The following is a 21,766-nucleotide window of genomic DNA, read 5'->3' on the forward strand; positions in this document are numbered from 1 at the left end:
TAAGACGGAATTCTTAGCGAATGCACAAAGATTGAAGGCGGAATATGCTGCCCTTGATCCGTACACAGCCATCGCGAATGTCGTCGCCGAGTTAGAAGCCAAATAATATTATCCTTGTCAACCTATATTGATGACCGGGGAGATAAGGGAGAATAATGAAGGGAATTATTCTCGCAGGCGGGACAGGATCCAAAGACAAGATCGGCTGTATCTAGCAAGCTATAATACCTTATATTTATGCTCCTTTTTTCCTGAAAAACTCACCTTAACTAAATCTTAATATTTAAATTCAGAAGTACGTGCAAGTCAGAGAAAACAAGAGAATCGAGTCGGGGAGGGACAACACTGGGTTAAATATAAAACGCAATATTTGTAATACTAAGAAGATCGTTATTTGACATGGTAAAAATCTTTTTATAGCATAGTAAGGCGTTACGATAGACATCTTAGAATCGACTTGGAGGATAGTTGAAAAATGGCTCGAATTTTATTTAGCAACACGCCGATTCACGGCCATGTGAGCGCGAATTTGCTGCTTGCCAAAAAGTTAGTGGAACGAGGCCACGAAGTTGTGTGGTATACAGGCAAACGGTTTAAGGAAACCGTCGAAGCCGTCGGGGCAAGACACGTAGTTATGGGATTCGATTATGATGATCGAAAGCTAGAAGAGGAATTTCCCGAGCGTCGTAATCATGAAGGCTTGGACAAACTCAAATTCGACTTAAGAAATATTTTCATGGCGCCGACTCCCGTTTATTACGAGGAAGTGTCGCGTATTCTGGAGTCGTTTCCCGCGGAGGTTATAGTTTGTGATCCTTCATGTTTTTTCATTTTACCGATGATCGAATCCGGTGAACATAAAGGCTTGAAATATGCTGTTACCGGTTTTACCGGATTGACAGTGTCGAGCGTGGATACTCCGCCGTTCGGCCCTGGGATTCCCGTCACCCCCGGCGTGGATGAACGCGCTCGGAATATCGATTTGAACAATCAAATCCAAAACGTCATGTTTGCTGATTTGCGGGAGTATTTTAATAAACTGCTAGCCGATCACGGCCTGGCTCAAATTGATGGCTACATTACGGATGCGCCGACCAAGTTAAGCGATCTTTACCTTCAATTTACGGTTCCATCCTTTGAATACCCGCGTTCCGATATGCCGAAAAGCGTTCGTTTTGTTGGACCAATGTTGTCCAAAAACGCGAGTTCAAGCACTCAGAAGCTTCCTGACTGGTGGGAGGAGTTGGACGGCGATCGCCCAGTCATCCATGTGACGCAAGGAACTCTGGACATCAGTGATTTTAATCGGCTTGTCGTACCTACGATTCGAGCTTTTGCCGAAGAGGATGTGCTTGTCGTAGCTTCGTTAGGCGGACGACCTCAGTCCGCCCTTTCTATAGATCTTCCAGCCAATGCGCGGGTTGCCGAGTTTTTGCCATACGATCAATTCCTTCCGAAGGTTGATATTATGGTCACTAACGGCGGATATGGCGGCGTACAATATGCACTATCTCACGGCATACCGTTGGTCGTGGCTGGCGATACGGAAGATAAGCCTGAGATTGGCCAACGTGTATCCTGATCTGGCGTAGGAATTAACCTGCAGACCGGTAACCCGTCAGCCGAACAGGTCCATCAAGCGGTTCAGGAAATGCTTTCGAACGGTAAATACCGAGCGCGCGCGCAAGAACTTCAGGCGGAGTTCGCGAATTATGACGGACCGGTCAACGCGGCTAGCTTATTGGAACAGCTGATTGAAACGGGTAACATTTAATATTCAAAACCAACAAAGCTGGCGTATAGCCAGTATGCTGCGTATTGTGGCAGTGATTTTACGGTAGCAATTCGAACTCGAGAAAATCCTTTTTGAAGACTATACTATAATGCAGCAAAATGCTATTTATGAAACAGGCATCGATGCGAAGACACTTGGAGGATAAGAAGATGAAAACTAGTTTTAAAAAGAAGGCGGCATCGTTGATGGTGGCCGCTGTCGTCACAGCCTGTCTGCCGGCAGTCGTATCTGCAAGCGGAGGGGAACTCACGATCTCTATTAATGGAACGAAATTGGTATCGTCCGCCAATCATGTTGCAGACGGCAGGGTCTACGTCGATCTAAAGAACTTCTCTGCTTTCACTGGATTTACTTTCTCCTATGACAACCAAAAGCATTCCGCAATCATAAATGGAAATGAAGTCAAGGCGGTGGAAACGAAGGGCACACCGACGGTGGCTATTAAAGACCTAGCGAATGCGGTAGGCGCGAACAGTCTCTCCTGGAGCGGAAAAACCAAAACGGCGCAGCTTTCCTTCGCATCCAAACTGGTCATATATGGGGATACTGTTTCCGAATTGGCAGGTTGCGTGCTGCAGAACCGCTTCACCGTTGGTGACGGCATCGTCTTCCGCATGAAAGCATTTAACCCGGTTACGGGCAAGCTGGCCGAAGATGCGAAACTGCAAGTTCATCTCGCTACGGGCGAAGTGCTTGACATGCAGTTGGGGCTGCACCCGCCGGGCGTGCCGGACGGCGAGAAATTTTGGACCGTGAATTACAAAGTAACGGATAAAACGCCGAAGGGAACTCTCGGCTACTACATTACCGCGCAATCGGCTTCCATGAAAGGCGAATACAAGCCGTTCCAAGTTATGCCTTCACTCATTACAATCGTCGACACCGTGCCTGCCGCAACGGGAGCCTCGACCAAATAAAGCACAGCTATGAACAACAGATGAAAGAGGTTAAATTCATTGCATCCAATGATACGAATGGTCAAACCATACACGATCCTAAGTTCGCTACTTTTGCTTTCTTCCGTCTTTTTCGTGTCGCCTGCTTCGGCAGAAAAGAAAGTGGCGTCCGTTACGCCGACCGTTATGATCGAGGAAAACAACAGCACAGTAGGGGCTATCGTTCATTTCTCGTCCAAGGGTCTGGAACCAAACATGCCGGTCAAGCTGCAGTGGGAAACAGAGCATGGCAGTTATGACATTCAAGGTATTTATAGCTTAATCGGCCCATCCTACAAGCCAGATGAGTATACGATGACGATGGGCACGACCGACAGTACGGGTAACTGGGATGGAAGCTTTGTCGTGCCGAAAGGCTTTGGAGGCGACCATACGATTTACGTAAGACAGAACAACAAAAAAGTCACCCAATCGAATGTGTTCATTGCTCCGACCTTCCGTTTGTTCCCGGAGTCCGGACCTGTCGGCTCGGAAATCACGGTGCAGGCTGAGGGTATCAGCTATGCGACCATGGAGAGCAACTGGCAGTTGTCCTACGACAACAAGATGACAGGGCTGATCTCCGCCGTGTCCACAGACGGGAGCGCGACCGCGAAAATAAGAGCTGCAGGTCCCCCAGGTAAGCATTCGATCACGATCTGGCATGGTTACTTAGGTATGCCGTATTTGAATTATACGGAAGCGCCGAATTCCTATCTGCCAGTGCCAAACTTTACGTTTACCGTTACGGATGAAGCGCCGATCGTCCGTAACGAAGTAGAAGCGCAGCCGATAGCCGCTGGTGGGGGCGTGCAAATGCCGCCTCCAGTGAACAAGCAAGGCGTCAACGCGACGCTGAGCCGAACCAGTGGTCAAGTTGGGGATTCGGTGACGCTTAAGGCAAGCGGACTGCCTGCAGGCAAGCAAGCAGATGTGGTCTGGCATACAATGGAAGGCAGCCGGATTACGGGCGAGGGCTTCGCAGAGAAGTTTAGGACGCTCGGTACGGTTCGCACGGACGCTAGCGGCAGTTTGAGCTATGACTTTCCGATCCCGGACGATCTTGGAGGCGTGCCGCACCGGATTGAACTGAAGATTGGAGGCGTAACGTATGCGGAGGCATACTTGTCGATTACGCCATCGATCGCTCAAATTACGCCATCTTCCGGGCCGGCAGGGACCGAGATCACAATCCAGATCAAAGGCGTTGGCTGGACGGAATACGACAACGCGTATTACCTGGATTACGATAATGCCTATCTGGGGTACATGTGCGGGTTCAACAGCCAGGGCACCGTAACGTTCACGGTCACGGCTACTGGCGAGCCCGGTTATCATATCCTCGATCTGTATCCGGGCATTTACCGGGGCAAGCAGGCCAATCCGGACGTGTACGTTGCGCCGCAATTGACCTACGGTGCAGACCATCCGGGTTCGGCTATACCAGCTATTCGAATGGGCTTCACACTTACCGAGTAGAAGTTGGCTATTCGGGAATCGGGAATACTAATACTCGTTCTTTGAGGAAGCTTAGGAGAGTAACAACGTTCAACGTTTTGGGATCAAGTTCTGGCCGTTCGCAGATCATAATGGCCAGAATTTGGTCTTATTTATCAATTGGAGTCTGGAATCGAAACGGGCCAAGACATTAGCAGCGATATTCTGACTTAAATATAACTAAATTCTTAAGTTAATTATTAATTTTCTAATATCCACTTGATTGAATTGATTGATTTTCACTTAGATTTACTTGTCTCTGCCATCATTTGAAATTGAGGAGGACATCATGAAAGGCATAATTCTAGCGGGGGGTACGGGATCTCGCTTATTTCCGCTTACGAAAGTAACGAACAAGCACTTACTGCCGGTGGGCAAATATCCGATGATCTTCCATTCCATCGTCAAATTGAAGGAAGCGGACATTCAAGATATTCTTGTCGTCACAGGGAAAGACCATATGGGGGATGTCGTACCTGCTGGGCAGCGGTGGGGATTTCGGCGTATCGCTTACCTATAAAGTACAAGATGAAGCCGGCGGAATCGCGCAAGCACTCGGTCTGGCGCAAACGTTCGTCAACGGCGACCAGATGGTGGTCATTCTAGGGGACAACGTGTTCGAGGACAGTATCGCGCCTTATGTCAATAGCTTTCGTTCAAAAGGGAGGGGAGCCAAGGTCCTGATCCAAGAAGTCAGTGATCCACAGCGGTACGGGGTGCTGGAACTCGCAGGAGATAAAATCCTATCCATTGAGGAAAAACCACGTGCTCCGAAGAGTCGTTATGCTGTAACGGGCATCTATATGTACGACAGCAAGGTGTTCGACGTTATTCGTACTTTGGAACCTTCAGGTCGGGGAGAGTTGGAAATTACGGACGTCAATAACGCTTATATTCGCACGAACGAGTTATCATTTGACGTGCTTCAAGGCTGGTGGACGGACGCAGGGACGCATGCTTCGTTAAGCAAGGCGAATGAACTCGCAAAAGATATATTGTTCGGAGATGAATTCGGTAAGTTGAAAATCTAGGACGAGCGGAATACATTATAGTGCTTTCCTCTACAGAAGAAACCAACAATAGACCAAAACAGAAAAGTGGTGGTGCAAGTTATTATACTTGCACCACCACTTTTCTGTTAATTCCATGTCCTCCGCTTGCGCTGAATCATCAGAGATGTCCATTGCGCTTATGCTGCATCAGGTAGTGAACCACGATCTACATCTGTGCCAGAGGTAATGCTTGATAAATTTGCCTGTACGGCACCGTCGATTGTAAATGGTAATGACGTAGTTTTTGTTCCATCAGCTGAAATAACTTTAAGACTATTATCTGTTGTAATAACTTCAGTTGAAGCAACAGCATTTCCACTACCATCTATAACTGAAATAGTTTGAACACCATTTAGGGATATTAACTCGCCTAAAACATCTCCAACCGTAGTTCCAACTTTAATGTCAATTGCACTGCCTGAAACAGAGTTAATATGTGTGCTTGTATATGCAATATCTACGGCTGTGTCAGAGACAATGCTTGGGTAAACATATGACTGTGATAAATTTGCCTCTACGGAACTATCAAAATTGGAATTGCCCTTTGCATTAGGATACATAGTTGCAGTTTGTGTTTTATAATTTTTATTGAAAGTTTTAACACCTATGTTGCTAAAATTATAACTTGAGGTACCTCTAACCTGTATAGCACTGCCAATTAACCCGCCTTGTAAAATATCTAAGTTGCTTAAATTAACGTCAGTTCCATTATCAATAACAATAGCAAATCTATCATTTCTTAATGCGTCTTCATATTTTATGGAACTGTCTTGAATCGTTACATTATCTACATATTTCATAAGAATACCATATGCAGGGAACAAACTAGCATTTGCATATGATGATGTTCTATAGTTACCTCCATTTTTAGCTTCAGCTATAACTTTTGTAGTGTTTGATAAAACTGGCATAGAAGCAGTTTTGGCAGGATTAAAGGAAGCAGTAAGATCAAGGTTTTTAAATGTTATATTGCTGACTGGATAAGTTTCTCCATCTACAATAGTTCCAACTGAACCAACGTCAACTTGGCCTGCAGATCCAGTGCTTGGAAATCGTTTGTATCCTTGAATAACAATTGGGAACGCTCCATCTCCTCCTGCGTTCTTTGATAAAACAGCCCCATCGACCGTTACATTTGAAATAGAACCAGGTCTTCTTATTCCAAGAGGTAGTCTTGATGTTTGAAGACTTCCATCTTCATCAAACCCAGCGCCTTCAAAACGCGGAGACACGCCAAAAGCAATTCCACCAGATGTGTTTTCTAAATTTAAATCTGAAAAGATTACGTTACTTACGTTTGAACCGTCGTTAACCCATATGGCAACACCAGTTTTGTTAGCATTTGTTGTAAGAGATAAATTTTTTGCTGTTATATTTTCAATATCCCCAACTGTTTCTGAGCCTAATTGGAATACATTTCCACCGGCTATGTCACCAGCAACAATTTTTTCAATATCTATATTAGAAACGTGTCTAACAAATCCTAAAGAAAAATCGCTTCCTAATTTTGCTACGTCATTACTAGACTTCAAAGTTGTAACGTTATAAGCAGATGCGTCGTTATTTTGCATAAAGTTGAATGTATCTCTTTGACGACCAGAAGTAGAGTTAGGCAATAACATATTTTGAACTCTAATGTTATCACAGCCAGTTGAGTTGATAGAGAACCAGCCACCTTGTTCAAAGGTTAAAACGTTATCCTCATCTGTTCCTCCAATAACTATATTTTTAGATAATTTTAACGAAATAGTTTTAGTTCCTTCACCAGGAACATAAGGACTACTATAGCCAGTATATAAATTCATATTTCCATAAAATTTAGCTGAATTTCCAAGAATCTTAATATTTTCTACACGAACGCCCCACATAAGAGCGTCTTCCCAATAGCCATGACCGTCATCTTGCCCCAATGCGAAAGGATAATTTAAACTATCTTCTCTTGAGTCGATATTGTCTAAAGCTATAAGTTGAGAGTTTTTGTCAAAATATAAATATACGTTGCTTCTTAAATGTATACTATTAGAGGCAAAATTTGAGTTTCCTTTGAAGTAAACCGTTCCGCCGCCATTTTTGCTTGCTGCAACAATTGCTGCATTTATAGCAGCAGAATTATCTGTTCCGGTATATCTAATAATGTCACCAGCGCTATCTGTTACTGTTGCGTCAGCAACAGCTCCAAAATTCGTAACGTCATATATACCTGAATAATAGCTTACCATGTTTGAACTTCCATCTGATGTTACAAGTTTAAAGTAATAGTTTGTATCTGGTAAAAGGTTAGTAAGTATTGCTTGTTGTGAATTTAAAACTGCTCCTGTATTAACCCAAGTTAATCCTTTGTCTAAGCTTGCATAAACACTGGCTTTTTTATTAATTGAATCCGCTTCTAGAACAACAGTTGTTGGTGTGTTATATGAAACATCATCAGCTTTTCTAACAAAATTTGTTACGTTAGAAGTTACATTGAAGTTTGTAGTTCCTGTTTCAGTATAATCCACTTCGCGAGGTGTTCCTGAATAAGCTTTGCCGCTAAAAGTTGCACTGAAAGTTCCGCCTTGTCTTGGAATTTTTTTGTTTTTCAAAACAAGAATAACATCAACACCATTGTAAGCGCTAAAATCTGTATTCTTTATAGAGACAGTTTTTCCACCATTAGTTATTTCCACTTTTGTTCGTATATCTTCATTAGAATCTATATCTCTAACCCAGTTTCTTCCTGAATGGTTATAGTCTTTTGCAGAAGCTATAGCAGCATCATTTAATTGTACGAAGCCACGACCAATTAAATCGAAAGAATCTGTAGATGAAGCTTTTATTCCATCTGGTAAATTAAATGTTAACGTTCCGTATAAATATTTTCTTTCTGGTGTGGTTCTATTAATAGAATATTCTAATATTATATCTTGAGTTTGACCTACTGTATATTGTTGCAAGTTTGCTTTTAAAGTGGATATATGTATTGTAAACTTTTTGGACGTTCCATCTTCAGCAACAACAGTTAATATATCATTATTAACTATTTCATCAGATAACCTTTTTTCTGATCCCGAATTATCTGTAACAGAATAATTTTGAATAGAATTGTCTGTTGAGTCAATTTCAGCAAGCAATTGTTCAACATTGTACTGAGGTATCATATAAATAGAGCTATTAGCGTTGTCGATGCTTGATATGTGAATGGCGTTATGTAGCACTTTAAGATCCGTGTTAGAAGAATTTGCTGGTTTAAAAGCAATTTTATCTAAAGAACTTTTAGACTTACTAATTTTCAACGTGTACGATTTAGCCTTATCAACTGTAGGTAAATTAGTTATAGAATATGCTGTTCCATCTGTGCCTTTTAGTAAACTGATTTTAGCATTAGACAAATTTATATTTTTAGTTCCATCATTTATAGAAATATAATCTGGAACACTACCGGTTGTAATATTTAATTTATCTTTTGCTGAAGATGTCTTAAACGAAAATGTGTCTGACACTCTTACGTTAGACGAAAATCCCAAAGGAGTTATTCTCTTAGACTTCCCTAAAGTTAAACTATTAGACTCTGCCCATGCACTGTAAGTCAAACTAAACAACATTATTAGAGCAATAATAGTGGATACAAGCCATTTACCTTGATTTTTCATTCTTTTAACCTCCTAATTTTCATTTTTATAGAATAGTTCAGTTTTGTTTGATGAATGATAACAGGAAGTAAATAAAAAGTAAATTATCCCTTTTCATCAATAATTGAGCACAAACACCTAGTTTATTTTTTCAAAATTTACAATGCTATGGACTAATGGAACTGTATTTTTGATAATATTCAAAATTGTAATTTAGGGTAATTTGTAATGCTCCCATTGTCAAGACACGAATTTCAATAAATTAAGTTAATGTCCTCCTTTGTTTGAAGTGGGTAATTCGGTCATCCGATTACGATGCTGCTGCTAATACATGTTGAGAGTAAATGTCATCAGGATTTACATTGTCCAGCGATTAATGAGGGCGGTCTGTATTATAAAATTCTACATACTGTGAAATGCATGTAGCATATATAGTAGACAACCGTCAATGAAGACCCTAATAATGAACATATCGAGGAGGTGTTCTCATGGGTGAACAACGGCAGCATTACAATGAAGAATTTAAACAAAAAACCGTCCAATTTATACAAGAACAGACCAAGTTGGTGGCGGACATTGCTCAGGAACTGAACATCCCCGCGAATACCTTACACAAATGGATGGCGAAGTATCGGCAGTTTGAAAGCGAACCGTTAGCCAGTAGCGAGAAAGTCCGTCAACTGGAGCAGCTCTTGCGAGAGAAAGAACAGGAACTCCAAGAAAAAGATCGCCGGATTGTGGATGTGGAATGTTTGACATTGTTCAAGCAGTAAATGAGGAAAGACTCCCGGTTTCCGCACTTAAGGATGCATGCCTTGATCTCATGGTTAACAGGCCTCAAATGACGTGCACGGGGCGCAGTTCCTCCATTATTTCGCAGTTCTCTCGCTGACTTGGCATTTCTCCCTTACTAGATTTGGATACTGCTTTTTTAAGTAATCTACCTGTGCCTTCAAATCTCGTTCCCTTCAGTGGATTCGGCGATTCGGCTTGCTGCCTTTCCGCTCATCGAATGGCCCTCCGTTTTTCCATTTCTTCACCCAGACCTTCAGCTGGGAACAGTTACGAATGCCTTTTCGTTTAGCTACCACCTTGTAACTCGATGAGCCTTCTGCATATGCTCGGACCGTCTTTAATTTATACGTCTGAATGTTTATCCTAGCCATGAAAATATCCCCTCCAAGTTCCACTCGAACCTCCATGATAACATGAAGGTTTTTTTGAGCGTCTACTTGAAGGGGATAATACCATGTGACGGTTTTTCTTTTGGTAGGGCGTGACGTGATTTACCAACGAAAGTGCCTTTTACCACCCAACGTGTCGGTTATGTCGATCGTCATATTGCGGATGCTCAACCGTCCGGGCTTGTAACCCTGGCCTTGATCGTCAACGAAATCGGCTAACGGCATGCTGGATTTGCCGGCAGGCATCACATGTGCTTCATAGGTGTACTTGTCGTCAATAGTGATTTTCGCATCGAACCATACAAACCCGGTTTCGTTTTGGACAATCAGATGCCCATTCGTAACGGAAAAGTCGGCAATCGGAATCGAGCTTTTTGGAGCGGGGACACATCCCGTCATTAAAAAAGCAAGAAAAACGATTAGCAAGCATGATGAAATGTTTCTCCTCGTTGGTTTTCTTATGCAATTCATCAGATTTGTCCGCATCATCCTCGTTCCTTTCAATTTGATTCAACAGACAAGGCAAGGTCAAAGAACAGATTAGGCGAGGAGGGGTGGCTCCGGTGCACTTCAACGGCAATAACATTGGTCCCCTTCACAAGCTTGTCCAAATGGGTGCTTAGATCAATTCTTCGATAGAAGGTAAATTCATTCGGAAACGCGAGCGAGGATTCGGTTAAGATCCCGGTTAGAATTGCGTCCCGCGATACTTCCTGGCCGTTCAGATAAACGGCGTAACCATCCTCATAGGCGATATTCAAATATAAGTCGGACAACTCCCTCGGATCGCTGTCCAATTCAAACGTCTTGCGAAAATAATAAGTCGGGGACTTCACGGCCTCCAGGTTTGTTTGCACATAAGCCTGCCGCTCCTTGTTATTCGTATTTCCCAAAGGAGCCCTGCCGTTCCTCCAGTCGGAATCGTCGTATTCCGGACTGCGCCAATCGTAAGCAGGCAGTGGAACGATTTCCGTATGGTAGGTTTCAATGATCGGACCCTCACCCACCAAATCCACCCCTTCCGGTGGCAGGGCGAATTTGATATCCTCGCCGCCCGGATGGTAGCTCCATAAGGATTGAATGCCCACGAGCGGAATTTCCTGCTTTTCTTTCAACATAGCCAGATTCTCCGCATCCTGTTCCAGTTGATCCAGCACTTGTCCCTGTTTATTCTCGGCCTTAATGGACAACACGTTATCATTCGCTTCCATTACCGTAATGAAAGGCGTTTCCTTCAGCCTGGACAAATCCCATACTCCCCAGCCCTCATATTCAGCGGGCAGATAATCGGAAGGCTTTTGTGTAACGGCTAAATCAAGGACGTAGACGGAATCGCGGATGAACACCGCGCTGATTCCCGCGTCTCTGAACGCGTTCCACACCTCGGGAAGCTTCGGATCTTTGCTCAGCCAGGCAAAGGCGAACGTTTGCTTATTTGTGTCAACCGTCTTTCGGAGCCATTCCAACTGGCCGTCTCCCTCATCGGATAACCGATCGGCGTTGAGAAAGAATAATCTGGCGTTTCCCTGACTGACCTCATAGACAGATTTCCCGAAACCTTGAAGAGTCCCGGCAGGCAAATGAGGATAAGCCTCGTTGAAAAGCTGTTCCGTCGTAGAACCGTCATATATGGGATAAAGCTGAAACGTTTGCGCTTCCGGTTGGCTCTGCAGCAACTGATGGGACGCGGCAAAATACGATATGTCCCGGAATTGTTTGATCCACTCCCCGATTTCCCCTTCCTGCTCACTGAAATAACCGAATCGAAACGACATGGACGACTGGGCGGATGACTTGAATCCTTCCATTGGCACCTTTGTCCAATAGAAGGAACAAAACAGAAAACCAAAGAACACAAGCAGCAACAAAGAAAGTTTATATTTGTATAGGATCGACGACATGATTAACCCTCTCCTCCCGGTAAAGTGTTCGGAAGGTTAGGCCACCACAGGATGGTGTGGTAAACTGTCGGCCAGAGGATGATCAGATTGGCAATAAAGGCAACGGCAAATCCGATCGTCCACGGTTTCAGATTGACCTCTTTCCGTCCGATCGTCCAGTGTAATATAGTCCATGTGGCCAACCAGACGAGCAGTCCTGCCGTTTCTTTGCCGGTATAGGGACCGATGCCCCACCAATGGGGGATCCAGGAGCCCAACTTCAGTAAAATCTGATTAGCTCTGATCGGATCGTAATAGCTCCATAAGTGACTGACCGTTGTCGCTGCGATACCGAGCCATACCGAAAGCAGAACGGCAGCGATTTCGCCTGTTTTTCGTTGCTTGACTTCTTTCACGACTTTTTTCTCCCCCATATCAACCATGTTGAAAATCACACCATTCTCAGTTTCGTCAAGCCAATTCCACACACAAATCCGATCAGCAAGCAGATCCAGAATAGCGTGATCAATAAAGCGATGATCCCGCCAGCTACCGAGCCCGGTACGAGAGCATGGCGAAACCGGCGCAATAAAACGGCCGCCGCAATTCCCAGAGGGAGCGGGTACAGTGAAACGAATTCTTTATATTCCATCACAACCAAATGCACCTCGGGGCTATGGTACATCAGCCACTGCTGGGGACCATCCGGCCCCCGGTATGCGATGTAGAGCCAGTTGCCAAACACGATCGTAAGCAGAACCATAAGATTTGTGAGCCAGAGCACCCATTCCAGGGTGGCCGCGGCCCCTTTCTTGCCTCGCAGCATGGGATAGGTCAGATGAATCGTTTGGCAGCTCATGATGACGGTTATGGTCGCGCCTAAACCGTGCAGGACGGCCGTCAGCTTATGGTTGCTGAATCCAATGACATTGAACAAAGGGATTGATAAAAAAAGGAGAGCGGCTACACTCGCTTGCGTAATCGCAAAATCTCTTGCAGTGAACAATGATTTCATCGGCTGTCCATCTCTTTCTTTCGGGATCTACTTAATTTTGTTCGATTGATATGACATCATAACGATAAACTATAGAGAAGAATTGTTATAAGAATGTTATGGCGAGATTAAGAAATTGTGTATAAATTAACGAGCTTAATAATATCTTAAAATTTTTTTAGATGTTTATTCAGTATAATTTGCTTTGGTAGTTTGGTTCCGGGAATACCTGTTAAATCGCATACTATTTCGTTGTACATAGCAGATCAGTCGAGATGGTAGTGGTTTGCCGGGGCGGTGAAAGGAGGAAAAAAGACTTTTTCGTTTCGGCTTTATCGGCTTTAAATGAAAGAGACAGCGTGGTGCGGTTTCCCGTAATTCAGACTCAATGAATGAGAAGGGGAGAAAAAGATGAAAGCTAAGTTAAAAGCGAAGTGGAAAGGTTTAACATTGGTTCTTGGTGTGTGTACAATTCTTTTCACCATTGGTATTTTCAACGTGTCGGCTGAAAGCAACATCATTAAAGGGCCGTATCTACTGTATGAGGGCTCCAACACCTCAATGAGCGTCCTTTGGCAGACGAGCGATGAGCAATCGAATGTTATCAAATGGGGTACCGACCCCTCTTTTTCGATGGGGCAAGAGACCGTCGCCTCCGAAACGTATAATTCGATGGGGCAAGAGACCGTCACCTCCGCAACGTATAATTCGATGGGGCAAGAGACCGTCGGAACGTACGGTTCCGACCACCAGCACAAGTTCACCATCACCGGGCTGAAGCCGGGAACTAAGTACTACTATGAGGTGGACGGTCAGGTTGGTTCTTTCATCACCGCGCCTGCGGATAATGCGACATCCGTGAAGTTCCTCTCCTACGGCGACAGCCGTACCCAACCAGCTTATCAGGATCAGGTAGCTGCCCTGGCACGTCAGGCTTATGCCGCTGACCCAGCCTACCAGACGCTTCTCCTGAACAGCGGGGATATTGCTTCAAGCGATTCCGAGAGCAACTGGACCGCTCAATACTTTGTTCCCGGGTCCACCTACCCGGACCTGCACACTCTCCAGACAGAGGTTCCTATGATGGGAGCAAGAGGCAACCATGAAGGAGTAGGCTCGATCTTCGAAAAATACTATCCCTATCCGTACGTGGCTGACTTTTACTGGTCCTTCGATTACGGTCCGGTCCACGTCTCAGTAGTGGACGAGTATGCCGACTTTAAACCCGGCTCGGCTCAATACAACTGGCTGGTCAACGACCTTGCTTCCTCTACCAAACCGTGGAAGATTGTGATGGGCCATCAGCCGGCATGGGGTGCCGGTACTCATGAGAACAATACCGATGTCCAGAATTACATCCATCCTCTCCTAAAGCAGTTTGGGGTACCGTTGTATCTTAACGGACACAACCATAACTATGCCCGTGCGGAAGTGGACGGGATCGAGTACCTCACCTCCGGCGGTGGTGGCGCTCCGTCGTATGATGTGGACCCTACCTGGCCGAACATCGTAACCGCGGATAAGTCGTACTTCTTAACCGAGTTCGATATTGAAGGGGATAAAATGAACGTTACCTCCCGTCGGATAGACGGTACGGTAATTGAGACCATAACGGTTAACAACACTCAGATTCAACTGGATATTTCCAAGTTGACCATGACTGCAGACAAAGATACTTTGCAAACGGCTTCTCCTGAAAGCAAAATTAAGCTCAGTCTGTCGGCTGTTGACAGCCATAATGCCAATGTGGATCTTGCTGGTGCCATAGTAAAATATTACACGGATAAGCCAGACAAACTTTCCATTGCGGCGGACGGAACAGTGTCACTGAAGAACAAACCTGTATTTAATGAAGCTGCTCAGGTTTGGGCTGAGATCTATGACGGTAGCAAGTTGGTTACCAGTAATAAAGTGACAATAAATATCCAAAATCCGGATGGGCTGGCAGAAGCAACATTAACATCGGATCGCGTTTCGTTGTCCGGCGACGCTACGGCTAAGCTAAGCTTATCGGCGAAAGACAATTTGGGAGCGGACATGGATCTTTCTTCGGCTACCGTCACATACAAGCCAAGCCTGGATGATATCTTGTCCATTTCTGATGACGGCATTGTAACTGTGAAAAATACGCCGCTTCGCACTACGGCCGTAACCATTCAGGCAGCAGTTACCGCCCAAGGAATAACAGTCGATAGTAATAAGGTATCCATCATTGTTGGCCCTTCATCGGACGAAGATTCCCATATGCTCGTAGCGCCAATCAAAGGCCAATACGACGATACGGAAGAACTTGCAGATGGATCGTTGGATTTGGAGAGTTCCGACCTGGAAATTGTAACGGAAGAATCCAACCAACAGATATTACTCAGATTTGCAGATCTGGCTATTCCTCAAGGGGCTAAGATTCTTGACGCATATATTCAGTTTTCCGTTGACGAGCCCGATAAGAACGTTGATCCGTTTGATGTGAATATTTTTGCGGAGGACGTTCCAAACTCAGAACTGCAAAATCCGCCTAATGTTTCATCACGTATTAAGACGAATGATTTTGTAAACTGGAAGGATGCGCCGGCGTGGACAGTAGAACATGAAGCCGGTCCAGCCCAGCAAACGCCTAACGTTGCATCCTTGGTTCAGGAAATCGTAAATAAGGATGGATGGAATGAAGGGAATACATTGGGCTTCATTCTAACAGGTCAAGGTACTAGAACTGCCGAGTCCTTTGAAGGCGCAGGCGACAATGCAGACCAAATTCCACAACTCCATGTCATCTACGCAAATTCTGAATCAGTTCCGACGGATCCGGGTAACGGCGGCGAGACGCCGACGAATCCGGGTAACGGCGGCGAGACGCCGACGAATCCAGGTAACGGCGGCGAGACGCCGACGAATCCAGGTAACGGCGGCGAGACGCCGACGAATCCAGGTAACGGCGGCGAGACGCCGACGAACCCAGATAACGGCGGCGAGACGCCGACGAATCCAGGTAACGGCGGCGAGACGCCGACGAACCCAGGTAACGGCGGCGAGACGCCGACGAACCCAGGTAACGGAGGCGAGACGCCGACGAATCCAGGTAACGGCGGCGAGACGCCGACGAATCCAGGTAACGGCGGCGAGACGCCGACGAATCCAGGTAACGGCGGCTCACCTGTAATTCCGGCTAATCCGTTCAAGGACGTTGACTCGCATTACGATTGGGCGAAGGACGCGATCGCGGTGCTGGCCGATCAAGGCATCATCAACGGGATGTCAGCCACGACCTTTGAGCCGGGCAAACGCATTACGCGCGCGGACTTCATGGAAATGCTCGTCCGCATGCTGGATCTGAAGGCGGACGTCACGTCCAACTTCAACGACGTGAGCACGAACGACTACTATTATAAAGCGCTTGGCATCGTCAAAGCGCTCGGCATCGCGAACGGCACGGGCAACAACAAGTTCAATCCGCGCGATTTCATTTCGCGTCAGGACATGATGGTGCTCATAAGCCGGGCGATGGACGTAACCGGTAAGCTGGACCTGAGCGGTGCACCGGCGAATTTGAATGGCTTCAAGGACAAGGTGTCGATCGCGCCTTACGCGATCGACGCCACGGCTGAAATGGTGAAAGCGGGCATTGTTCAAGGCAGCGATTCGACGCTGAACCCGAAGGGTCAGGCGACAAGGGCGGAAACCGCACAAATGATTTACCATCTCTACCTGATGCTGCAGAAGAACGGCAACCTCTAAGCCAACGCATTTCGCATAAAGCGCGGGGCCCAATTACTCTTGCCATATTAGGTGAATTACTTTCGGCCCCAATTAATACAGTTTTATCTGCTTATAGCATCAAAATAGTGGACTCAAGAGAGACAACCGGTATCAGTACTGATGGTGCCGAGGAGCGTCTGATCGGTGGCATCATGTAAATAGCAGCTCAGACTGCGCTGGGATGCGTTTGTTCAAAACAGGGTTAAACAGGCGGCCGCAGGGTGTTCCCCGCGGCCGCTCCATAATTTAAAGAAGAAACGAGGGCATCGTCATGCCTTTGCAATGGCTTAGAAAACTAGCTTCTTTGATCCTGATCGTTTTAATATTTTTCGGAGGTAGCCACGTCTTCGCTCATGACATGTATCTGGGAGGGTCGAAATGGGCCATTGGCAATGATCGCATTCTGTCCACGATTGAGCTTGACCCTGCCTTATTTCAGCAAATAAGAGGGATCGAGGGACTTGGTTATGACCTTGACAATCTCACTGATGAGCAGCTCTATGAAATGGCAACCGATATCATCCAACCTTACATCAACGAAAAGTTGTCAGTTTCCGTCAATGACCGCTCTTACCCGATAAAGGTAGAGAAAATAGAGAGAGAAGGAACATTTTGGAAAATATGGCTTAGGATGAGTGATGTAAGCTTAAACTGGCAAGAAAACAAGGTGAAGATTGATTACCGTCTTTTATTTGAAGAGACTAAGAATCAGCATGTGAATCTTGGCTATATCTATTTTACCGATGCCGATGATGATTCGGTGCAGGAGGTCTTTAATTATACCCAACCAGATTTACAGTATACATTCGACTCCCGCAATACCGTATGGAAATTCTCTGATAAAACCGCAGCTTTATTGTCGGAAATATCTACTTTCTTATTACTTGGAATTAAACATATCCTAACCGGATATGCCGGATATGAGCATATAGCATTCTTGGTTGCTTTAATTGTGATCGGTTTATCCACCAGGGAAGCCTTGAAGATTTTCGCTTCCTTTACTGTGTCGTACAGCATCACTTTGCTGCTGGCGGCAATGCAGGTTGTCACTCTGAACTCCAGGTATGTCGAAAGCGTGATCGCTTTCTCCATCTGTTATATCGCGCTGGAAAACCTGTTGGCAAAACAGGTCAATTACCGATGGCTGCTCACATTTATATTCGGATTGGCTCATGGATTCGGCTTTGCCAGCGATCTTCAGGAGTTCAACGCAGGTAAATCGAATCTTGTTCACTCGGTGGTCTCGTTTAATGTCGGCGTGGAATTGGGGCAGTTGATTATCTTTTTAATTATGTTGCCCCTTCTGTATCTGATAAGGAAAAAGTTCCCTATGAGAAGAGTAACTGCTGTAGCATCCGTAGCCATTTTTATTGCTGGTTTCATCTGGTTCGTCGATCGGGTGTTCAGCTTACACCTGGTACCGTTCTAAGAAAAACAGGAAGAGAGAAATACATGAAGAAAAATAAATCACCCTATTTTTTTGTTTCCATCATGATTGCTTTTATTGTCTTCGTTACGAGTTCTGGCACCAGCATGGCTCAAGGCAGTTCTGCAGACCTTGAACAGGAATACAACATGAAAGCGAACCAATTCTTTGACGACAAAAATTATGAGCAGGCGGCTTTAGTTTTGGAAGAACTTCTGGCAAAGAATCCGAATCTGAATAATGAAACGGTCTACAGGCAATTGACCCATTTCTATGAAGATTACCTTTTTAATTTTGAAAAAGCGTTGTTCTTTTATAAAAAGTATCTTGACCAATTCCCTGAGGGGAAATTTGCGAGTGCCTTCCGGGACAGGGTTGCTTATCTAAATGAACGACGTTCTGAATGGCAAGCCTTGCAAAATTTTAGAAAAATCCAGTTAGAAGAAGGCAATGTTCCCCTTAAAGAAAGCCTGGATCAAGTAGAAACCATTCTTTCAAAGAATGAGAACGAATTAATTGCGCCCGAAATGCATATCTATTTGGCCAATAAATATTTTGAAACAAACGAATATCAAAAGGCGAGAGGGCATGTGGAAAAATACATAAACAGCAAGGCCAGCATGTCAAGTACAGACAAAGCCCTGGCCCTGCAGTTGTATTCCGACATTCTCGTTAAGCAACATCATTTGGGCAAGGCTATCCGGGCCCTGGACCAGTCAATAGCGCTGGGAAATCCGGGAGAAAGCTTTAATTCAGCAGTAAAAAAAAGCAATATTATAAACCACAGGAACATGTTGTATGGATTCATGTTTTGTCTTTTGTATTATATATCGGTTGTAATATTGCTAATTCCCATAAAATTCTCGCGGCATTTCAATTTACAAAAGTATGCCGGGCGACTTGCCACACCTTTAATACTTCTTGCCCTAATTTCACTAGGTCCTGTCTTGATCTTAAACATAATTGAAGAGCCGGAAGTCGACCTGCGGTTTTTCTTTGGCCTGTTGGGCTTATCCATCCTCTCTTTTATGATAATAAAGCTTCTTGCCCCGCTGTCATTGAAAACAGGCAGATTGGTTTATATTTTGATGAGTTGTTTGCATATGGGTTCCGCTTCTTTCATGGCTTATTATATGACTGTTTACAGTGGGAGAAAGATAATAATGAACACTGTAATAGAGGCTGACATAGATCCCATGGCTTCCTTATTCATGATATTAATTTGGAGTTCGGTCGCTGCAGCCTTTTTGATAAATATCATTTATGGTTTTATTTTTTCAAAAAAGGAGCAGACCGCTGATGTATGATTATAGCTGCCTTGAACGGAATGGAACATTATTATATATATTCATTTAGTCGTCCAACTGTCCCGTGATATAGAGCCACAGATACGAATTCGCTTGTGCTACGCGTTCTGGTTCGTGTAGAAACTGGAATTTTGTTTCGTCGCGCTCAGGATGTATCACTTCAACAGTGAAGATCTCAGATGCGCTCCCCAGGAATACCTTGGCAAGTTTGACGTCTATTCGTTCTATGCAAGTTGCCGATTGAGTGGTTGGTCCGACTGGATCGCGCTTTAACAGATTACGTTATCTGGCTATCTAACAGGTCTGATAAGACATAATATTTGGGAGGATTCACACGATGATTTCTGCATTTATCTCGTTTTTCAGACTAGGAATGGAACATATTTTAACAGGTTATGACCACTTATTGTTTTTATTTTCTCTGTTAATTGCAAGGCAAACGATTAAACAATATGCAGCGGTTATTACTGCATTTACCATAGCTCACTGCTTAACTTTATCATTAACTGTTCTCAACATTATTGACGTACCATCTAGTATCGTCGAACCAGCAATTGCCCTTAGCATTTGCTATGTTGCTATTGAAAATATTTTCAAAAAAGAAGTAAAGAAGCGCTGGATGATTACATTTGTATTTGGTTTGATTCACGGAATGGGGTTTGCCGACTTATTAAAAGGTATGAATTTGCCAAAAATCAACTTAGCTTTTAATATATTTAGTTTCAATTTAGGTATAGAAGTTGCTCAGCTTGGGATTCTTGCAATATTGTTACCTCTTCTCTTCTTTATTCAGAAATGGAAATACTCTGTGAGAGTAGTCAATATATGTTCCACAATAGCTTTTGTATTAGGTGGCTTGTGGTTAACCGAAAGAATATTCTTTTAATAATTTAATTTAATAACTGAACTTCCGGCGCGACCAAGCTTAGGATGTGAAACTTAGCAGGTGAAAAATCCTGCTATGAAAAACCAAGCCAGGCGACCAACAGCGGACGTTAAGAGTAGTCAGTTAGGTAGTAGGATTGAAAGTGATAGAGCCTCGAAAAGAGTAAAATGGAGAGGTCGATCCTGAAAGTTTAGAACAAATGCGGTCGGTTACAAATAAGATTGTCAAAAGGGTCTTCTTCATATATGAATACCTCCTTGGGATACCTTACTTTTCCTAAATAGTGGCTCTTAAGCCCCTAAATTGGATTTGAGCGTAGTCTACTTAACGTTGTAAACTAGAAGCAGAGCCGATGGAGGGGCTCTTAAGAGTAAGGAATTTGAAAAAGGGCTAAAAATCTCTAAAGAACAAGCGATTTCAAAGGCCAAAGATTCTTTTGATATTCTTAAACAATATCTTGAACATCTCAAATCCTCTCCTGAGTTATTAATGTCACATCCCTTCCTTAATCGGCCCCTTCTTACATATAGCCAGGTAAATAACGAGACGACTGCTCTAAATCTTATGATGGCAATGTTTAGAGAGGTCCATTTTCAAATCATTTATGCTGCCAAAATAAGAAAAGGGCAGCTAATTTGGAATTACGATTAACAAAGCACTTGACGGATTCCGTTAAGCTAAAACCAGCTAATAGCTTGTCAAGATTTTTCTCTTAAGTTTTAGAAGCAAAAGCACTATACTGAAAAATGGGCATGCTTAAGAGCCCTCCTTATGAGTGTTGGGTTAAAATAGCATAGATCCAGTGAAGGAGCTTGTTTATACAGGCAACAACGGCGACTCGGTATGGTTTTCCTTCTACACGCTTCATATCGTAGTATTCACGAAGCTTTTTATTCCGGGAATTCTTTAACCCACATATGACCGCAAGATACAGGCTATGCCTCAGCTGCTTGGAACCACGTTTCGTGATGCGATTGGTGGTGGCGGTAAACTTCCCTGACGAAAAGACACTAGGGTCTACGCCTGCAAAGGCAACTACTTTCTTGGCGTGATTACACCGGTTAATCTCCCCGATTTCGGACAAAACCGTTGCCGCGATTTTGCCGCCGATCCCGGGTATTGACTGGATCATTCTAAATTCCTCAACTTCTTTAGCGAGAGCATCGATCTTATTTTCAAGGTGGGATAGATGCTCTTGGCATTGAAGGAGGAGGTTGATGTATAACCCAATGTTAACTAGATGGCTGCTGTAGGCTGTCTCCTGGAAAGGGTTATTCACCGCTGCTTTTAGAATGGTCTTGGCCTTTTCGCTAGCAAACTATTGCAATCGAAGTGTCGGAAGCCGAAGCTAAGAAACTGCGTGAAGACGCCGGCTATTCATCCGAAGGGGTGAGCGGAGGAGTCATTGTCGAGTTCAAAGAGAAGAGTTCCTGTTTGCAAGGAAAGAAA

Annotated in this window: 14 protein-coding genes and 2 pseudogenes; 9 read left to right on the forward strand and 7 right to left on the reverse strand. The window is 44.4% G+C overall.

Going from position 1 to position 21,766, the window contains the following annotated elements:
* Positions 1–475 precede the first annotated feature (475 nt).
* The 4 genes and pseudogenes from AC0YOA_RS36465 (at position 476) to AC0YOA_RS36480 (ending at position 5,258) form a co-directional block, all read left to right on the forward strand.
* The gene (locus AC0YOA_RS36465; RefSeq protein ID WP_475790680.1) at positions 476–1,582 is read left to right on the forward strand and encodes a glycosyltransferase; all 1,107 of its coding nucleotides are present in this window, start codon (positions 476–478) and stop codon (positions 1,580–1,582) included.
* A 362-nt stretch (positions 1,583–1,944) separates the two neighbouring features.
* Positions 1,945–2,712 carry a hypothetical protein gene (locus tag AC0YOA_RS36470; protein ID WP_475790681.1) on the forward strand — a complete coding sequence of 256 codons (768 nt, stop codon included), beginning with the start codon at positions 1,945–1,947 and terminating at the stop codon, positions 2,710–2,712.
* Positions 2,713–2,853: 141 nt separating this feature from the next.
* A complete protein-coding gene (locus AC0YOA_RS36475) occupies positions 2,854–4,209 on the forward strand; it encodes a hypothetical protein (RefSeq protein ID WP_475790682.1) in 1,356 nt (451 codons plus the stop codon).
* 307 nt (positions 4,210–4,516) lie between these two features.
* Positions 4,517–5,258 (forward strand): annotated as a pseudogene (locus AC0YOA_RS36480) (sugar phosphate nucleotidyltransferase).
* Between the two features lie 158 nt (positions 5,259–5,416).
* On the opposite strand, the gene AC0YOA_RS36485 reads toward AC0YOA_RS36480, so the two are convergent.
* Entirely contained in the window at positions 5,417–8,908 is a 3,492-nt protein-coding gene (locus tag AC0YOA_RS36485) for a glycoside hydrolase family protein (RefSeq protein ID WP_475790683.1), read from the reverse strand.
* Positions 8,909–9,375: 467 nt separating this feature from the next.
* Between AC0YOA_RS36485 and AC0YOA_RS36490 the strand changes: the two genes are divergently transcribed.
* Positions 9,376–9,660: a transposase gene (locus AC0YOA_RS36490; RefSeq protein ID WP_475790684.1), complete on the forward strand. Its 285-nt coding sequence runs from the start codon at positions 9,376–9,378 to the stop codon at positions 9,658–9,660.
* 195 nt (positions 9,661–9,855) lie between these two features.
* Here the strand turns inward: AC0YOA_RS36490 and AC0YOA_RS36495 are convergent, their stop codons facing one another.
* The 5 genes from AC0YOA_RS36495 to AC0YOA_RS36515 all read right to left on the reverse strand — a co-directional run bounded on the left by AC0YOA_RS36495 (position 9,856) and on the right by AC0YOA_RS36515 (position 12,966).
* The gene (locus AC0YOA_RS36495; RefSeq protein WP_475790685.1) at positions 9,856–10,089 is read right to left on the reverse strand and encodes a helix-turn-helix domain-containing protein; all 234 of its coding nucleotides are present in this window, start codon (positions 10,087–10,089) and stop codon (positions 9,856–9,858) included.
* A gap of 84 nt (positions 10,090–10,173) precedes the next feature.
* Positions 10,174–10,497: a hypothetical protein gene (locus AC0YOA_RS36500; RefSeq protein WP_475790686.1), complete on the reverse strand. Its 324-nt coding sequence runs from the start codon at positions 10,495–10,497 to the stop codon at positions 10,174–10,176.
* A 74-nt stretch (positions 10,498–10,571) separates the two neighbouring features.
* Positions 10,572–11,972, reverse strand: a complete 1,401-nt coding sequence (locus tag AC0YOA_RS36505; protein ID WP_475790687.1) for a hypothetical protein — start codon at positions 11,970–11,972, stop codon at positions 10,572–10,574.
* A gap of 2 nt (positions 11,973–11,974) precedes the next feature.
* Entirely contained in the window at positions 11,975–12,367 is a 393-nt protein-coding gene (locus AC0YOA_RS36510; RefSeq protein WP_475790688.1) for a hypothetical protein, read from the reverse strand.
* A 35-nt stretch (positions 12,368–12,402) separates the two neighbouring features.
* Positions 12,403–12,966 carry a hypothetical protein gene (locus AC0YOA_RS36515; protein WP_475790689.1) on the reverse strand — a complete coding sequence of 188 codons (564 nt, stop codon included), beginning with the start codon at positions 12,964–12,966 and terminating at the stop codon, positions 12,403–12,405.
* A gap of 390 nt (positions 12,967–13,356) precedes the next feature.
* Between AC0YOA_RS36515 and AC0YOA_RS36520 the strand changes: the two genes are divergently transcribed.
* From AC0YOA_RS36520 to AC0YOA_RS36535, 4 genes are all read left to right on the forward strand, one after another.
* Entirely contained in the window at positions 13,357–16,677 is a 3,321-nt protein-coding gene (locus AC0YOA_RS36520; protein WP_475790690.1) for an S-layer homology domain-containing protein, read from the forward strand.
* A gap of 292 nt (positions 16,678–16,969) precedes the next feature.
* Positions 16,970–18,127 (forward strand): HupE/UreJ family protein, encoded by a 1,158-nt coding sequence (locus AC0YOA_RS36525; protein ID WP_475790691.1) that lies wholly within the window; start codon positions 16,970–16,972, stop codon positions 18,125–18,127.
* A gap of 23 nt (positions 18,128–18,150) precedes the next feature.
* Positions 18,151–19,431 carry a tetratricopeptide repeat protein gene (locus AC0YOA_RS36530; protein WP_475790692.1) on the forward strand — a complete coding sequence of 427 codons (1,281 nt, stop codon included), beginning with the start codon at positions 18,151–18,153 and terminating at the stop codon, positions 19,429–19,431.
* 337 nt (positions 19,432–19,768) lie between these two features.
* Positions 19,769–20,317 (forward strand): HupE/UreJ family protein, encoded by a 549-nt coding sequence (locus tag AC0YOA_RS36535; protein WP_475790693.1) that lies wholly within the window; start codon positions 19,769–19,771, stop codon positions 20,315–20,317.
* Between the two features lie 769 nt (positions 20,318–21,086).
* Here AC0YOA_RS36535 and AC0YOA_RS36540 read toward each other — a convergent pair.
* A pseudogene (locus tag AC0YOA_RS36540) lies at positions 21,087–21,635 on the reverse strand (transposase); the annotation flags it as partial.
* Positions 21,636–21,766: the final 131 nt, after the last annotated feature.

The organism is Paenibacillus sp. JT22N12 (assembly GCF_056269365.1).